General features: G+C 38.0%; 16 protein-coding genes. 5 read left to right on the forward strand and 11 right to left on the reverse strand.

Annotated features, from left to right (window positions below):
• Positions 1-33 precede the first annotated feature (33 nt).
• From RIB54_RS11380 to RIB54_RS11395, 4 genes are all read right to left on the reverse strand, one after another.
• Positions 34-3,099, reverse strand: coding sequence for a TAT-variant-translocated molybdopterin oxidoreductase (locus RIB54_RS11380; RefSeq protein ID WP_350101029.1), 3,066 nt, complete (start codon positions 3,097-3,099; stop codon positions 34-36).
• Positions 3,100-3,138: 39 nt separating this feature from the next.
• A complete protein-coding gene (locus tag RIB54_RS11385) occupies positions 3,139-4,383 on the reverse strand; it encodes a cytochrome c3 family protein (RefSeq protein WP_350101016.1) in 1,245 nt (414 codons plus the stop codon).
• Between the two features lie 281 nt (positions 4,384-4,664).
• Positions 4,665-6,608 carry a hypothetical protein gene (locus RIB54_RS11390; protein ID WP_350101017.1) on the reverse strand — a complete coding sequence of 648 codons (1,944 nt, stop codon included), beginning with the start codon at positions 6,606-6,608 and terminating at the stop codon, positions 4,665-4,667.
• Between the two features lie 93 nt (positions 6,609-6,701).
• Entirely contained in the window at positions 6,702-7,292 is a 591-nt protein-coding gene (locus RIB54_RS11395; protein ID WP_350101018.1) for a methyltransferase domain-containing protein, read from the reverse strand.
• Between the two features lie 98 nt (positions 7,293-7,390).
• On the opposite strand from RIB54_RS11395, the gene RIB54_RS11400 reads away from it, so the two are divergent.
• Entirely contained in the window at positions 7,391-8,335 is a 945-nt protein-coding gene (locus tag RIB54_RS11400) for a DUF8428 domain-containing protein (RefSeq protein WP_350071182.1), read from the forward strand.
• Positions 8,336-8,406: 71 nt separating this feature from the next.
• Here RIB54_RS11400 and RIB54_RS11405 read toward each other — a convergent pair whose 3' ends face one another.
• Together RIB54_RS11405 and RIB54_RS11410 are read right to left on the reverse strand one after the other, a co-directional pair.
• Positions 8,407-9,168 (reverse strand): DUF547 domain-containing protein, encoded by a 762-nt coding sequence (locus RIB54_RS11405; RefSeq protein WP_350101019.1) that lies wholly within the window; start codon positions 9,166-9,168, stop codon positions 8,407-8,409.
• A gap of 67 nt (positions 9,169-9,235) precedes the next feature.
• Positions 9,236-9,943 (reverse strand): TIGR04283 family arsenosugar biosynthesis glycosyltransferase, encoded by a 708-nt coding sequence (locus RIB54_RS11410; RefSeq protein WP_350101020.1) that lies wholly within the window; start codon positions 9,941-9,943, stop codon positions 9,236-9,238.
• A gap of 125 nt (positions 9,944-10,068) precedes the next feature.
• On the opposite strand from RIB54_RS11410, the gene rpsF reads away from it, so the two are divergent.
• Genes rpsF through rplI form a run of 3 tightly spaced genes read left to right on the forward strand, consistent with a single transcriptional unit; the run spans position 10,069 to position 11,137 of the window.
• Positions 10,069-10,440 carry a 30S ribosomal protein S6 gene (gene rpsF, locus RIB54_RS11415; RefSeq protein WP_350101021.1) on the forward strand — a complete coding sequence of 124 codons (372 nt, stop codon included), beginning with the start codon at positions 10,069-10,071 and terminating at the stop codon, positions 10,438-10,440.
• Complete coding sequence (gene rpsR / locus RIB54_RS11420) at positions 10,437-10,688, forward strand: 30S ribosomal protein S18 (protein ID WP_350071170.1); 252 nt, start codon at positions 10,437-10,439, stop codon at positions 10,686-10,688. Before rpsF ends, rpsR begins: the two co-directional genes overlap by 4 nt.
• Positions 10,689-10,696: 8 nt before the next feature.
• On the forward strand, positions 10,697-11,137 hold the full coding sequence (gene rplI / locus RIB54_RS11425; RefSeq protein WP_350071167.1) for a 50S ribosomal protein L9: 441 nt from the start codon (positions 10,697-10,699) through the stop codon (positions 11,135-11,137).
• A gap of 125 nt (positions 11,138-11,262) precedes the next feature.
• Here the strand turns inward: rplI and bioB are convergent, their stop codons facing one another.
• Positions 11,263-12,261, reverse strand: a complete 999-nt coding sequence (gene bioB / locus RIB54_RS11430; RefSeq protein ID WP_350071164.1) for a biotin synthase BioB — start codon at positions 12,259-12,261, stop codon at positions 11,263-11,265.
• 43 nt (positions 12,262-12,304) lie between these two features.
• A complete protein-coding gene (sppA, locus tag RIB54_RS11435) occupies positions 12,305-14,047 on the reverse strand; it encodes a signal peptide peptidase SppA (RefSeq protein ID WP_350101023.1) in 1,743 nt (580 codons plus the stop codon).
• An 81-nt stretch (positions 14,048-14,128) separates the two neighbouring features.
• On the opposite strand from sppA, the gene folK reads away from it, so the two are divergent.
• A complete protein-coding gene (gene folK / locus RIB54_RS11440; RefSeq protein WP_350071159.1) occupies positions 14,129-14,623 on the forward strand; it encodes a 2-amino-4-hydroxy-6-hydroxymethyldihydropteridine diphosphokinase in 495 nt (164 codons plus the stop codon).
• Here the strand turns inward: folK and fabD are convergent, their stop codons facing one another.
• From fabD to RIB54_RS11455, 3 genes are all read right to left on the reverse strand, one after another.
• On the reverse strand, positions 14,624-15,496 hold the full coding sequence (gene fabD, locus RIB54_RS11445) for an ACP S-malonyltransferase (RefSeq protein ID WP_350071156.1): 873 nt from the start codon (positions 15,494-15,496) through the stop codon (positions 14,624-14,626). It lies immediately after the preceding gene.
• A gap of 40 nt (positions 15,497-15,536) precedes the next feature.
• Complete coding sequence (locus tag RIB54_RS11450) at positions 15,537-15,977, reverse strand: thiol-disulfide oxidoreductase DCC family protein (protein WP_350101024.1); 441 nt, start codon at positions 15,975-15,977, stop codon at positions 15,537-15,539.
• On the reverse strand, positions 15,956-16,270 hold a 315-nt coding region (locus RIB54_RS11455; RefSeq protein ID WP_350101025.1), incomplete at its 5' end, for a T9SS type B sorting domain-containing protein. The genes RIB54_RS11455 and RIB54_RS11450, both read right to left, overlap by 22 nt.

Consider the following 16,270-nt stretch of genomic DNA (forward strand, 5'->3'; position numbering starts at 1 on the left):
TTTTATAATTTAATTAGGTCTTTAATTGATTAATTATGCTTCTTCTTTGTTTCTGATCTTAGTCAAATAAGTCACATTTGGCTTAACACCTATCTCCTCCAGCACATGGTAAGCCCTTGGCTCTCCAATTTCCTTTTCGATGATGTAGTCAGCTTTTTCCGTGTCTTTGATTTTCAATAGTTTGCTTATTCTGCTGTCTTTGTCATTCATATCTCCGAATACAATTGCATCGGCAGGACAAGCACTAGCGCAAGCTACTTCAATCTCTCCATCCTTAGGTCTTCTACCCTCTTTCTTAGCTTCCAGCTTACCATATTGGATTCTTTGGATACAAAGAGAACATTTTTCCATTACACCTCTGGAACGAACAGTAACATCTGGGTTCAATACCATTTTACCCAAGTCATTGTTCATTGCAGTGTTAATATCTTCAAACTGAGAATTGTCATGGTATTTAAACCAGTTGAATCTTCTCACTTTATAAGGACAGTTGTTAGCACAATATCTTGTACCAATACATCTGTTATAAGTCATTTGATTAAGACCTTCAGTACTGTGCGTGGTGGCCGCTACCGGACAAACAGTCTCGCAAGGTGCATTATTACAATGCTGACACATCATTGGCTGGAATGTCACTTCTGGATTAGCAGCAGCAACTTCCATTGCTTCCAAATCTCCTGGTTGAGCATCACTGCTATAGTACCTATCAATTCTGATCCAGTGCATATCACGTCTATTGATAACTTCCTGACGCCCTACAACCGGAATATTATTTTCTGACTGGCATGCTACGTGACATGCGCTACAACCTGTACATGAGTTCATGTCAATCACCATACCCCAATGATGATTTTTATATTTGTGACCTTCCCATAAGCTTAGGTTTCCAGAACTTGTCTTTCCTCCTTCTTCTGCCCATGATGAGACCATTGGCTCATATCTTCCAGCTTTCGGATTTTTTTGATACTCACTTAAGATAGATTCCTGAACAACAGTCTCTCTACCCATATAAGTTTGATGAGTTTGCGTTTGTGCAATCTGATATAGTTCATCAGATTTAGTTACAGTAACCGCACCTGTATATCCCAATAATGGAAATACATCTTTACCTCTTCCATTGGCAACTTTTCCAGCACTTGTTCTTCCATAACCTAAAGCCACACCCACTGTACCCGGTGCTTGTCCAGGTTGAATTAAGATAGGAAGTTCAACTGAAACGCTACCCGCTGTCAGTGTTGCCATGTTACTCTTTCCTTCGAAAGCAGTAACACCATTAGCATTAGCCCAAGCTTGAGAAACAGTTAAGTAGTTATCCCAAGTAGACTTAGAAACTGGATCTGGCATCTCCTGTAACCAAGGGTTGTTGGCTTGAGTACCATCCCCAATACCTACTTTTTGATATATCGCTAATTCCAGCTCACCAACTTTAGCTGAAGTAGCTTGGGATGCAGCAGAATTAACATCGCCTGCAAACTCATAAGAAGCCCCCTCTTCAGAGGCTACCTCTAAGACACCACTATATAATGTCTGATCCCAGAACATGTCAAAGCTTCCGCTGAATGCCATATTCTGTTTCCAGTAATTTCTTAAATAAGTATAGTAGTCACCTTCAACACCAGCCCACCTCATTAAGCTCTCCTGAGCCTGACGGGTTTTGAAAATTGGTGTGATAGTAGGTTGACTTAAGCTATAAGAACCTTTTTTAGGCTCTGCATCATTCCAGCTTTCAAGGAAGTGATGGTCAGGAGCTGAATAGTCGGCAAGAACTGCAGTTTCATCCGGTCTATCTGATGTAGACACTTTTAATGAAACTTTACTCAATGCTGCTTTAATGTCTGCTCCAGCTTTATGATTATAAACTGGGTTGCAGTTTAAGAAAATAACACCTGCTACTCTACCACCTTTAAGGTCAGCAACGAATTTGTCCATAGACTCATCATCTCCCTGACGATAGTTTGCAGATTTATTTAAATCGATAGTCGCACCATAATTGGTCAACATCGCATTAATACCATTAACAAGCGTCTGAACTCCAACATTATTAGAACCAGAAACAACAATAGACTTGCCTTTAGATTTTAAAAGATCTGCTGCAGCCTGATCAATATAATCAAACTTACCAGCACCGCTAACAGAAGAACCTCCTGTTTTAGAAGCTATCGCATTATAAAGTGCTGCAACAGCCTTACCTTCCTCAGAAGGTTTAATTGGTGTTCTGTAATCAGCGTTAGATCCTGTTAAAGATAAGTTAGATTCAAATTGGTAATGGCGAGACATTGTCTTTTTACCATCACCTAATTTTCTTGTCTTGCTATATTGTTTTGTGAATTCAATTGGTGAAATCCATGTTCCTAAGAAGTCGGCACCAAAACTTACTATCACATCTGCTTTGCTAAAATCGTAAGAAGGAAGAGCTTTCACTCCAAATGATGCTTCATTAGCTTTAAGCATCCCTGATGCAGAAATAGCATCATAAGTTACATGCTCAGTATTTGGATATTTAGCCTTGAAATCTTCAATGACACTTTTAGTGGCTGGGCTAAGAATAGTGTTAGAAACGATTCTAATCTGACCTCCCTGGGCTGCAATAGCACCAAGCTTGGTGATTACCTCTTTATCTATAGTAGACCAATCTGTATTTTCAGTGCCTGCTTTAGGACCTCTTAATCTTTCATTATCATAAAGTGATAAAACAGATGCCTCAACCTGTGCATTTGTTCCCCCTTGAGAGATTTTAGAAAGCTTATTACCTTCTATTTTAATAGGTCGCCCTTCTCTTGTTTTTACAACGATACTGCAGTAGTCACCTCCACTAGCATAAGTTGATGCGTAATAGTTGGGTACTCCCGGATCAACATCCACTGGTTTGTTAACATAAGGAATAGCTTTTCTGATAGGAGCCTCGCAAGCTGCTAATGAAACTGCCGCGATACCAAAACCCATCATTTTAAGGAAATCCCTTCTACTGCTTCCTTCTCCCTCACCATTCTGATTAATAGGCAAAAACTCAGGAAACTCCTTGTCTGCATGTTTAACAAATTCAGGATCGTTAGATAATTGCTCAATACCTTTCCAGTATGTCTTTTTATTATCTTTCATCATGTTTTTTATATCGATGTAATCTTAGATTCTTATATATTAATAGTGGCACTTAGAACATTCCAAACCGCCTATGTCTTCAACTTTCAGTGCCTCTTTGCTTTCCGCATCGTGAAGCTCCACTAACTTATCGTAGTATTCATTTCCTTTGGTGTTAACATCTGTCTTTCTATGGCAGTCAATACACCATCCCATAGTTAATAAAGAATGCTGTCTTACAACGTCCATCTCTTCAATTGGCCCGTGACAAGTTTGACATTCGATACCGCCAACCTCTACGTGCTGAGAGTGATTGAAATATGCCAAATCAGGCAAATTATGAACCCTTACCCATTCTATAGGTCTGTCATTTTCAATAGCCGCATAGATTTTCTGAATCTCTGGAGACTCTGTTTTTACCGCACTGTGACAGTTCATACAAATGTTAGGGGAAGGAATATTGGCACTTTTACTCTTGTTAACTCCAGTGTGGCAGTAGTTACAGTCTATCTCATACTGGCCAGCGTGAATCTTGTGAGAAAACGCAATAGGCTGCTTAGGGGCATATCCTATTTGAACACCTACAGCAAAAAGGTTGTTGATAACCACCTTAAAGGCAATGGCAGCAAAAAGGAATATCACTATAAAAATAAATGGCTTACTCTTTACTAATCCATCAAGGCTTACTGTTGGGTTCACGATAGCCTTATCATCCTCATCAAGGTCAGTTCTTTGATTAAGATATTTCTGAAGGATAGTTGTAATAAGTACAAGAACAACAAGGATCAATACCAAAACAATAATAAGACCTACCATTATGGCATTGATATATGTAGAAGCAACTCCAGTTTCACCCGGTGTTTTGGGGCCATCAACGGCAGGGCCAGCAGCAACAGCTGGATTATCAGTTTCTTGTTTTACATATGCCAAAATTGACATCACCTGATCCCTGTCAAAAGAAGGGAAGGCGGTCATTTGAGTTTTGTTGTATTCTTCGTAAAGCGCAACTGCATATTCGTCACCAGAACCTATTACTTTGGAAGAATTCTGAACGAAACTTACTATCCAGTCTATAGACGGGGCACGGTTGTAAACATCTTGTAAGGCAGGTCCTACAAGTTTTGCATTGACCCTATGACAAGTTTTACAGTTAGCATCGAACAAAGACTTACCAGCACTAATAATTGCCGGATCCGTAGGAATATCACTCTCCTGAGCAAAAGCCGCAGGCAAAATAGAAAAATAAATAAGTCCTAGTAGAGTGAATGATAAGAAAACGCGCGTTAGTGATCTTTTTTGCGTCATGTTAATGTGTAGTTTTAAAAACAGATAAAGCAACAGTGCTGTACCCATAACCCGGCACAAATCTAATATCGGATTCTATTATTTCAAACATATTTTAAAAGCCATTTTAGAGGCCATGTAACAAATTACTGTTTGTTCACGTAGCACCTCATTAAAATAGCTTTTTTTGCAGTAAAAAAGCTATTTATTCTTCTAATTTAGAATTTTTATAAATAATAAAACCCACCTTTTTCAAGGTAAAAAAATCTATTGGATTTTATTTTATAAAATCACTTTTTTTTCTATTGAAAACTTATTACACGGGGTTCTTCCACTCTAAAATCAGGTATGTTAAGTGACCGTTGACCGTCAAAATCAGTCTGATAATTGTTGAAATCTGCAGGTGCATGAGGATAATAGCCAAGGCGAATTTGCAGTGTATTGAATGCCAGGTTTTCATTCCTAAATCTAAAACCAAGTCCATACCCCTGATACACAGGATTTTCTAACAATTTTGATTGTTCTGAATTGACAATTGCAAAGTCCAGAAAAGCAAAAACAGCTAATCTGAAGCCTATGAAGTATAACGGTGTAAAGGCTACAGTCTCAGAACGGAAGGTGATTTTCTTTGTGCCTCTTAGAAATGTATCTCTTAACCCTCTGATACCATTTCTGTTATTTATATCAATAAACTCATCGGTATATCTATTGATACCCTTGACATAGCCAAATGTGAAAAACTGACGAAAACTCGTTCTTCGAAAACGATACAAATAACTGAAGTAAGATAACTCAGGATTGACAACACCCTGTTGTACATTACGCTTTTCAATAAAGCCTCCAATACGGAGGGTTGGCCTCAGGTACCCAAGCTTACCAAGGTAATTGCCATAAGAAATTGTAGTGCCAATATATGTGCGGTCAAAAAATTCATTGTTCTCTCTACCTCCTGTTATTTCAGCGAGATATCCGATTGGAATATCTTCGGTACGTCCATAACCTGCGATTAGACTACTCCTTTCAAACCTCCGTTTTGAAAGACCTATTGAAACCAGTTTGAGGTTAGTCTCGAAATAAAGCTGATTAGTATCACTACTCACCATCGGCCTGTCCAGGAACCTTCTCCTTTCATATCGTCCGGCTACTTGAAAGTTAGTGTATCCTGAATAGTCTTGACTTATGAGATATGAGCGACCCAACCAAAAATCCTGAAAGTTATACCTTGTGTTAAACAAGTATGTTGAATCTGGATAAACCTTTGCTTGCTGTCTTTTTTCCTGTGCAATCTCAACACCTCCTGCAAATTTAATGGTTGGTGTAATAAAATCCTTATAAAAACGAACACCTTGCCGTTCAAAAGGCTCTGACCTGGCAAAAGTTAATTCACTATTAATAAATGTACTCTTTATATTATTGATCGTGTATGTACCAATATAACCTATCTCTGGCGAGGTCTCTGCTGAATAAGGAAATTCATTTTTCAACTCCTGTCCGAGGCCAAGAAAATTCCTGTCTGTAATCTCCACCTCAAAATCATCGAAATCATCATAGCCAAAACCTCCCGAAATACTCCAAACGTCCCTGGTCACTACTAATACATCTACCTGAAATGTGCCTGGCTTAGGAATGACATAGATACGTGCGTCTTTTATAAATGACAGGCTTCTTAATATCCGTTCACTACTATATATCAGGTTAGGGTCAAGTTCATCTCCAGATTCAAAAAACATGTTATTTCTAATGACCCTGGATCTTGTTTTTATATGGGTATTGTTTACCGACTTAAGTAGCCATTTATCAGAATGCTTGGAGGTATCACTAATACTGGTGCCAAGAGGCTCAAGTTTTTTAATGAAAATCTGATCTATAATACGACCGGCATATTTGTTATAATCATTGGTAGCTCTTTGGTTTGTAGATATGGTTGCCTTCGGTTTAGGAGGGTCTTTAAAAAGGAGCTCATAAAGCTCTCTGGTAACTCTCCGTTTCGATAGCTTCTCTTTAATCTTTAAATAGAATTGAGAAGTCTGAGCTTCCCTATCTTTTCTAATTTTAGTTGCTAAAGAATCAGGAAGGTAGATGACTGTGTCTTTTGCCACAAATATTGTTGTGTCACCAACAACAAGAAATGTCCTTCCTTTAACATGTACGGTATCTACAGTAATTCCTTTCTGCTTTTTTTGAGCACTAAGGCTCAAAGCACAGAATACAAGTACAACAAAAAGTAGAATTCTTTTACACGACATATTGATACAAATACAAATGTCTCAAAAGAAAAGATGTTCATATTTCTTCCGAGACGCTTCTAAAGCTACAAAATCAGGAATTGAATTGGTTGATTAATGACTTTCTATTTTCCTTAGGTTGATAAAAAGCTCCCTTCCCTGTCTTGGCGGTATTGAATTATAGCTTTCTTCTATTATAGTTAACTCAAAGTAAGGTCTAAATATTTTGATATAGTCTTCTTTAAAACCACCAAATGGTGGTCTATCATTATTAAGGCTATCATTAAACAAAAGTCCTACCAGTTTACCTCCTGTTATTAAGAGCTCGTTCGTTTTTATGGCATAAGCATGGCGATGCGATGGGTGCAAAGCACAGAAAAAAGTTTGTTCTATCATTAGATCATAAGAATCTTCAAGCTCAAAAAAATCGCCATAAATAATGTGGTCAGATGGAAAGCCAGGATGATTGGTCTTGAATTCATTTATTGGTGCCTCTGAAATATCAACAAGATGAACATTAATAAAACCCTGCGAATGCAAATAGGCAGCCTCATAAGCGTTCCCACAACCGGGTATCAAAATCTTTAAAGTTTTATCAGTCAGCTGGTCAAAGTATTCCTTTAAAGGAGTGGTTATATGTCCAACATCCCAAGGTGTTGATTTATCTTTATACCTAGATGTCCAATATTTTTCATCATATGTCATATATTGGCAGTTAATCGATTATACTTCACTAATGAAGAGAATTTATTGAATAGTGTTAAATAAAGAATATTTTTGCGCAACAATACGAAAATTTATCAATGGCTGAACAAACTCAAGAAAACCAAAATCAAAAGTCACCAGTTCAAACACCACCTAAAAAGAGTAACAGAAATACAGTTATTGTAGTTATTCTGGCGGTTATTGTTATTGCCCAGGCAATCAAGATTTATATTGACCATCAGGAAAGTGTGGCAAAAGACACACAATTAATGTCAACTGAAGAAGACTTGGCTGTAACCATGCAAAAGCTTACAGATATAAGTGCAGAGCTTGACCAAAAAATCATAGAGATTGAAAAGCTTGGTGGCGATGTTGAAGAATTGGAAAAAGCCAAAGCTGAAGTAGAAGCAGAATTGAACAGGACAAGAAAAAGAGATAGGAAGGCAATATCTGACCTTCAAGATAAGGTAGATGGCTTTCAGGAACTCTTAAAGGCTAAAGACGAGGAGCTGACCAAACTTAGAGAGGTTAACAAAGTTTTACTTACAGAAAATACATCTCTAAAAACTGAGAAAAATGAATTGTTTGACTCTTTGAGTGAAGTGAATAAGTCAAAAACTGAACTAGCTTCTAAAGTAGCCATCGCGTCTCAGCTTAAAGTTGAAAATATTCAGATTCTGGCAGTAAATGAAAGAGGCAGGGAACGTGAAATGCCAGCTAAAAGTAAGCAAATAGACAAGCTGAAAGTAACCTTCAACATTGCCGAAAACAACGTGGCTCCTATTGAAGGTAAAGATATACTGATAAGAATAGTGGATGGCAAAGGCCAGGTAATATTTGACATTGCTAAAGGTTCAGGGACTTTTATGTATAACAACAAGGAGGAGTTTTATACTGCCAATCAGGAAATACTCTTTGACAACACCAAGCAAGAGCTTTCCTTTGAATATACCAAAGGTTCTGAATACGAGTCTGGCGTATACTTATTAGAAGTTTACACTGACGGCTACAAAATGGGAAGTCAGCAGTTTGAAGTGAAATAAAACAAAAAGGCGCAGTTACCACACTGCGCCTTACCAAAACCTGTAAACCCAAACACTACTTCAGACACAGATTATTTTTTATCATTCAAGCTCCAATCATAATCCAGGTACTCAATTTTTGCATCTTCATTAAGCTTAGCCTTAGAGTACTTATTGAGAAACTGAATCAAACTTCCATCTTTTGTAAAGTCTTTTGAGAACCAACTAAATATCTTTGAAACATCAGCACTATTAGTGCTTATTTTATTCCTTTCGGAATCGTTTACAAAAGTAACAGCTTGTTCTTCTAATTGTTTATCGATTTTATCAGCGGTAAATGCTTCATTCCGAAGGGGTGGACAGGAGAAAGAGGCACAGTTGATAGCAAAATGGATTCGTGGTTCATTAAACTCTTTCCTTAAGATATCATGCTCGATTTCATCAAGGTTCATTTCAACCTCTCCAATCTTAAAAAACTTCTTGTGCCATACCGTTCTTACCAGTGGTATATATATGGTTGGGTGTAGGTCTTGAATACTCTCTACCGGATAGTTATCAATAATTAATTTGATGGTAAAAGCGTTGTAAGCATTTATCCAATAGGCCAACTGCTCCTTCTTTGACCACTTACCCCTATCTGGAGGATTTTCACTTATTAGGTCAAGGTATTTTTCAAATTTCTCTTTACTGTTAATAAATCCTTTGTAATCTACTTGATCACCTGACACATTACTTCTTAATAAATCATCAAATATCTCATGCGATGGAGGATTGCCTGATTCGCTGTTAATCCTTTCAGCAGAACAGTTGCTAGCCAATAATATTAGAAGGGTAAATAAGAATGGTCTTTTCATATTGGTCTTAAAGTATTTAACTATAACGCAACTTGCCCGTTCAAATGTTTTGCTAATAAAGAAAAAGTCAATTGCAGGACCTGGAAGGTTTGGCGATATGTCTGCCAACAAAATCAAGCATATAATCTTGAGAAGCCCCAAGTGCGTAAAGCACAAAAACACAAGCATAAACGAACTGGAGCTTGAACGGTCCATTTGCCCTATAATCCCTGGCTGAGGTTATTGCATTCCTTTTTACAATCTTAAATTTTGTACTTGTTTTCAACCTGTCAATCAACTCATATTCTTCCATAATGATCATGCTCTCATCAAAACCCTTGCATGCATTAAAGAGATGTTTTGAAACAAAAAGCGTTTGACCTCCACCTCGGCAAAACCAAAAAGGCAGGCGCGAAAAGTAATTACAAAACCTAAGAAACGGATGGTTCCAATCGAAAATTGAAGTAAAGCATCCTGCATTTCTGCCTTCCCTGACACTGTCAATGATAAGCTTATCAAAGCCTGAAGGAGGAATAGTGTCTGCATGCACAAAATAGAGCACCTCTCCTTTGGCTTCCAATGACGCTATATTCATCTGTCTAGCCCTGCCCTTCTGATTCGTTACTATCACTTTAGCTCCATACTCTTTGGCTATCTTTATTGTCTTATCTGATGATCCACAGTCCACAATAATGATCTCTGCCATGTATCCTGAACTATAATTATGCAGGTAAGGCAGTAGCCTTTTCAGGTTATGCTCTTCATTAAAAGTAGGTATGATTAAACTTAGCTGCATTTTATAGTTACATACGAAATAAATATAGGCACCGGGTTTTTAACAGATATATAGATCAATGTTTTTTTTAAATGACAAATATTTTATCTTTGCAGTCCGAAAATTTATAACAAAATAAAGTAACCATGAACAATTACGAGACGGTATTCATTTTAAATCCCGTTTTATCTGAAGAGCAGATGAAGGATACTGTCAAGAAGTTCGTACAGGTGATCAAAGATGCAGGCGCAAAAGTGATCAACGAAGAGCAGTGGGGGTTGAAGAAATTGGCTTATCCAATTCAACACAAATCCACAGGCTTCTACAACCTTGTCGAATTCGAGGCAGACTCCCTAGCAGTAGACAAACTGGAAACTGAGTTCAGAAGAGACGAAGCAGTGATGAGATTCTTAACAGTAGCTTTAGACAAGCATGCTGTAGAATACAACGAAAGAAGAAGAAACGGAGCATTCCGTAAAGACAAGAAAAAAGTAGCTAAGGAGGAGCCAGTAGCATGACATTAATGAACGAGCCTATAAATAGAGGCGAAATAGGAAAAAAGTATTGCCGATTTAAGAAGAACGGTATAAAATATATTGACTACAAGGATCCTGATTTCTTATTGAAATTTGTGAACGAGCAAGGTAAGATTTTACCAAGAAGACTTACCGGTACTAGTTTGAAGTTTCAAAAGAAAATAGCGCAAGCTGTGAAAAGAGCTAGACATATAGCTTTATTGCCTTACGTTACTGATTCTCTTAAATAAGATTGACCATGGAAGTAATATTAAAGCAAGATATACAAGGACTTGGTTATAAGAACGACACTGTAAGTGTAAAGCCAGGATACGGAAGAAACTATTTGATCACTCAAGGTTTTGCTATTATCGCTAATGAGGCAAATCGAAAAATGATCAATGAAAACATCAAGCAAGCAGCTCATAAGGCTGAGAAGTTGAAGAAAGATGCTGAAGAAATTGCTAAAGCATTAGGTTCACTAACTTTAGAGATAGGTACTAAAGCTGGTGAAAGCGGAAAAATCTTCGGTGCTATCACTACACTACAAATTGCTGATGCATTGAAAGCCAAAGGATTTGATATCGATAGAAAGAAAATCTCTTTCAATCCTATCAAGGAATTAGGTGACTATACTGCCATTGTTGACCTTCACAGAGAAGTACAACATGAGATTAGTATCAAAGTATTTGCTGAATAAGCGATATACAACTCATTAAAAAAGCGGTTTGAAATTCAAACCGCTTTTTTTTTTGTCTTTTTGTTTCGGAAACAAAAAAAGGAAGATCATTTGATCTCCCCTTATACTCTTATAGTTTTAAATATTTACGCTACGCCTGGTATCTGCTCAAACTTTACTGCCGCAGAGCCTTTGAACGCTTTCCGTGGCTTCAAATTCAATATTTGAAACATCTCTTTATCTTCAACTGCATCAGGATTTGGAGTAGTCAATAGTTTATCCCCGGCAAATATTGAATTGGCTCCTGCCATAAAGCATAATGCCTGCTCTTCTACCGACATTCTTACTCTACCAGCAGATAGCCTTACCATGGCCTTAGGCATTATAATTCTTGCTGTGGCTATCATTCTTATCATTTCCCATACAGAAACTCTAGGCTGATCCTCTAATGGCGTACCTTCAACAGGCACCAATGCATTTACAGGAACGGATTCTGGGTGTTCAGGAAGTGTTGCCAGCGTATGCAGCATTCCTATCCTATCTCCTTCAGACTCGCCTAATCCTATTATACCTCCAGAACAAACTGATATTTTAGCGTTACGAACATTATCCAGCGTGTCTAGTCGATCGTCATATGTTCTTGTAGATATGATCTCGTCATAGTGTTCTTCACTGGTATCAAGGTTATGGTTATAAGCATAAAGTCCTGCATCCTTTAACTTTTTGGCCTGCTCCTCTGTAAGCATTCCTAAAGTACAGCAAACTTCCATACCCATAGCATTGACACCTTTAACCATGTCCAACACCCTGTCAAAATCCTTATTATCCCTCACTTCACGCCATGCTGCGCCCATGCAAAATCTGGTGCTCCCAGCTTCCTGAGCTTCTTTGGCTTTGCCTAGCACCTCTTCGGTAGGTAGTAGCTTATGAACTTTAACATCAGTATGGTAGCGTGCCGCCTGCGGACAATAAGCACAGTCTTCAGGACAACCTCCTGTTTTTACCGAAAGCAGCGTGCAAACCTGAACTTCCTGAGCATCATTATGCCCCCTGTGTACTGTTGCAGCCCTATATATTAAGTCAAGAATTGGAGAATTGAATATCTCACTGATCTCCTCTTTGGTCCAATCGTTTCTATAATTCATAGAAGCAAAATAACTACAATATGTTTAAAGTCTGTAGCTGAAATTAATTTATTTCTAATTCAAATGGCATTCTTGCCTGAGTACCCCGTAGGTTCTTAACTTTTTTAATTTTCTCGAGATATGGGTAAAACTCACCAACCTCACTTTTGATCATTTTTACCCTTGCCTGGTCTTCAAAATCCTCAAAGATGCGCTCGAAGAAAGGCTTGATTTCTGGATAGTATTTAACCTTATAATCATCAGAAATACCAGCTTTTTCAGCCGCCATTTCAATGGCATCATCAAAGTCACCTAGAATATCTACAAGCCCTAATTTTTCTGCCTGAGTACCTGTCCATACTCTGCCCGAAGCAATCTTTAGCATATCCTCTCTACTCATACCTCTGCCTTCGGCAGCTTTATCTATGAATGTGTAGTAGTTTTTCTCTACACTTTTCTGGATAATGGACTTCTCTACATCTGTCAAAGGTCTGGTTACCGTCATCATTCCTGAAAACTCTCCGGTCTGCACTTCATCATGATTTAGGCCCAATTTATCTTCTAACAACCCTTGAAGGTTAAACATCATACCAAATATGCCGATAGATCCAGTAATGGTGTTGGGCTGCGCAATAATTGTGTCGCAAGCCATAGCCATGTAATAACCTCCGGATGCCGCATAATCTGACATAGAAGCAATGACAGGTTTTGTCTCTGAAGCCAATTTTATTTCTCTCCACATTACATCCGATGCCAGATAACTACCTCCCGGAGAATTAATTCTTAGCACAATCGCCTTAATACCGCTATCCTCTCGTGCTTCTCTTATTTGTTTAGCAAACTTATCTCCACCAATGTTCCCATCTTCTCCTCTCCCCATAACAATCTCACCTGAAGCCACTATTACGGCCACCTCGTTAGATGATAATTTAAATGTGCTGAAGCTTTTTTTGTAATCTTTGTAGGAGATCATTTCCAAATCTGAAACACCTGAGGCTTCCTTCAACTTCTCTAGCACTTCATCTTCATAAGCCAATTGATCGATAAGATTTAGCCTTAAAGCATCCTCCGCCTCACGCACTTCCATCTTATTGGAAATCTCTTTCAAACGATCAAAGTCGATTTCTCTGGATTTGCTTATTCCGTTAAGCATATTGTTATTTATGCCATTGAGCAACTCAGAAAGCTGAAGTTCATTTTCCGGACTCAGGCTCTTTCTAAAATATGGTTCAACAGCACTCTTAAACTCTCCTACTCTAAAAATTTCTGGTTCAATACCGAGTTTTTCAAACAAACCCGTAAAAAATGTCACATTAGCATTTAGTCCGTTTAATTCTATTTCACCCTCAGGGTTGAGCAATACCTGATCCGCAACACTAGCAAGATAATATGCACCTTCACTATAATAATCGGTATAAGCAATTATAAATTTCCCTGATTCTTTAAAATCTTCCAATTCCATGCGCACTTCTTCAAGTGTTGACATGCCTCCCATAAAGTAATGGAGTCGTAAATAAATGCCCTTAATATTTGAGTCCTGAGCAGCATTCTTAATGGACATTTTTAATTGTATTAAACCAATACTACTTTCTTCAGCAGCAAGGAATTCAATATCATCAAGTGGGTTTTCAATCTCTTGCTCGGTTATTGGTTTATCAAGATTTAAAAAAAGGATTGAGTTCTCCTTAACCACAACTTTGTCCTTCTCAGACAGAGAACCGATTACTCCCAACATTATAAAAAATCCGGCTACACTAAAAAGCAAAAGCGCAATTAATGTAGAGAGTATATTCTTTAAAAAATTCATACTTATCCACTTAAAAAGAAGTCAAAATTAACAAGTAAAACAGCATTTATAAAGCTGTTAATTCTATTTTTGCGGCTAATTATGACAGACGGAATATATCTATTATTAGGCTCCAATTTGGGTGATAGAATTAACAATTTACAGCAGGCTATAAAGTACATTTGGTCGTTCTCCGAAATTGTAAAAATCTCTTCTGTTTATGAGACTGCTCCCTGGGGCGTAACCGACCAACCATCTTTTTATAACCAGGTTGTTGAGATTAAAACAGCAACCGACCCTAAGAGTTTATTGAATGAGATATTAAAAATTGAGGCGCTTATTGGTAGAGTTAGAAAAGAGAAATGGGGAGCCCGAATAATTGATATTGATATTCTGTATTATGGCGATATGAAACTACATCAGGAAGACTTAGTTATACCACATCCTGGAATTGCTGAGAGAAAGTTCACATTAGCTCCGTTAGTAGAAATAGCCCCCGATTTTTTACATCCGGTTAGTGGAAAATCCAATAAAGAAATGCTAGCGTTAGTGGACGACCAGCTTTCAGTAAAAAAACTGGACGTCCAACTGAAATAATTAAATACTCATTACTTCTACTTCAGGTGCAATTTTCTTTACAAGTCCTTGAAGTACTTTACCTGGACCGCACTCTACAAATTCCGTTGCCCCGTCAGCCACCATGTTTTGAACAGATTGCGTCCACCTTACGGGCGCAGTTAGCTGGTCAATTAAGTTTTTCTTGATCGTTTCAACATCTGTTGCAGGCTTTGCATTTACATTTTGATAAACCGGGCAAATTGGGGTGTTGAAGTTAGTATTCTTAATAGCCTCAGCTAGTTCTGTTCTGGCAGGCTCCATTAGCGGTGAGTGAAATGCTCCACCTACTGGTAAAGGCAATGCCCTTTTTGCGCCAGCCTCTTTCATTTTTTCGCATGCAATTTCTATCCCCTTATTACTTCCAGAGATTACAAGTTGACCAGGACAGTTATAATTTGCTGCAACAACAACTTCATCAATGCTATCACACACCTCCTCTACTTTAGCGTCTTCTAGTCCTAGAATGGCAGCCATAGTTGAAGGGTTAATCTCACAAGCCTTCTGCATAGCCAATGCCCTTTGAGAAACTAGTTTCAGGGCATCTTCAAAGTTCAATGCCTTATTAGCCACTAATGCTGAAAATTCACCTAATGAATGTCCTGCTACCATATCTGGCTTAAAATCACCACTTGTGGCCGCTAATATTACTGAATGAAGAAAAATCGCTGGTTGAGTTACTTTTGTTTCTTTCAGTTCTTCGGCCGTTCCTTCAAACATAATATCCGTAATTCTGAACCCAAGTATTTCATTGGCTCTTTCAAACATTTCTTTTGCTGTATTATTACTTTCATACAAGTCTTTGCCCATACCTGTGAATTGAGCACCCTGTCCCGGGAAAACGTATGCTTTCATATATAGTCGATTAGTTAAAATAGGTTTAAAAGATGCTAAATTAGATATTTTGATAAGCTTCTAAAAATCTAGCTCTCTCATTTGCGTTGGGCAATCTGCAAGTGTTTTTCTTCCCGAACCATCTGTAACGATTCTTGGAAATAAACATGTACACCACATCTCTTAAAGAAGCTGGAATAGGTCTGAAAACCGCAAACAATTTAAGCCAACCGCCAAGCTGCAACGCAATAAATATGGCCGCACTACTCTTTAATAAAATCTGTCCAGATGATGTCCAAACAACTATAGAATCAGTGTTTTTTGGTAGTTTTGGAGCTATTCTTTCTTGTGTATAATCAGCTTGCAGGGACTCAAACAAAAATTTTGCTTCCTTGTCTCTTCTCATAACAAAATCAACTGATGAATTGCAAAGATTGCAATAGCCATCAAAGAAAATGACATGTTTATTAAATGGATTTTCTATCTGAGTAGATGTACCCATCCCTTAATTTTCTGCATTGCATTTGATGGGTCAACCACATCGAAATTAACTTCTGCAACATAATAGTAAACGCCAGATGACAACTCAACCCCACTCTTATCCGTGCCATTCCAATCAATAAAAATGTTGTTTTCTCCCCCCTGAGTACCAATATAATTATACACCTCTTTACCCCATCTGTTGTAAACTATGAAGCTGACTGATTTTACAAACCGGGCACACTTTGATATGTCTACACCACCACATCCGCCTGAGCCGTCTTCTCCTACTGTACTTCTGTTGCTGTAGGCACT

Source organism: Fulvivirga sp., assembly GCF_040218215.1.
Classification (GTDB): Bacteria; Bacteroidota; Bacteroidia; order Cytophagales; family Cyclobacteriaceae; genus Fulvivirga.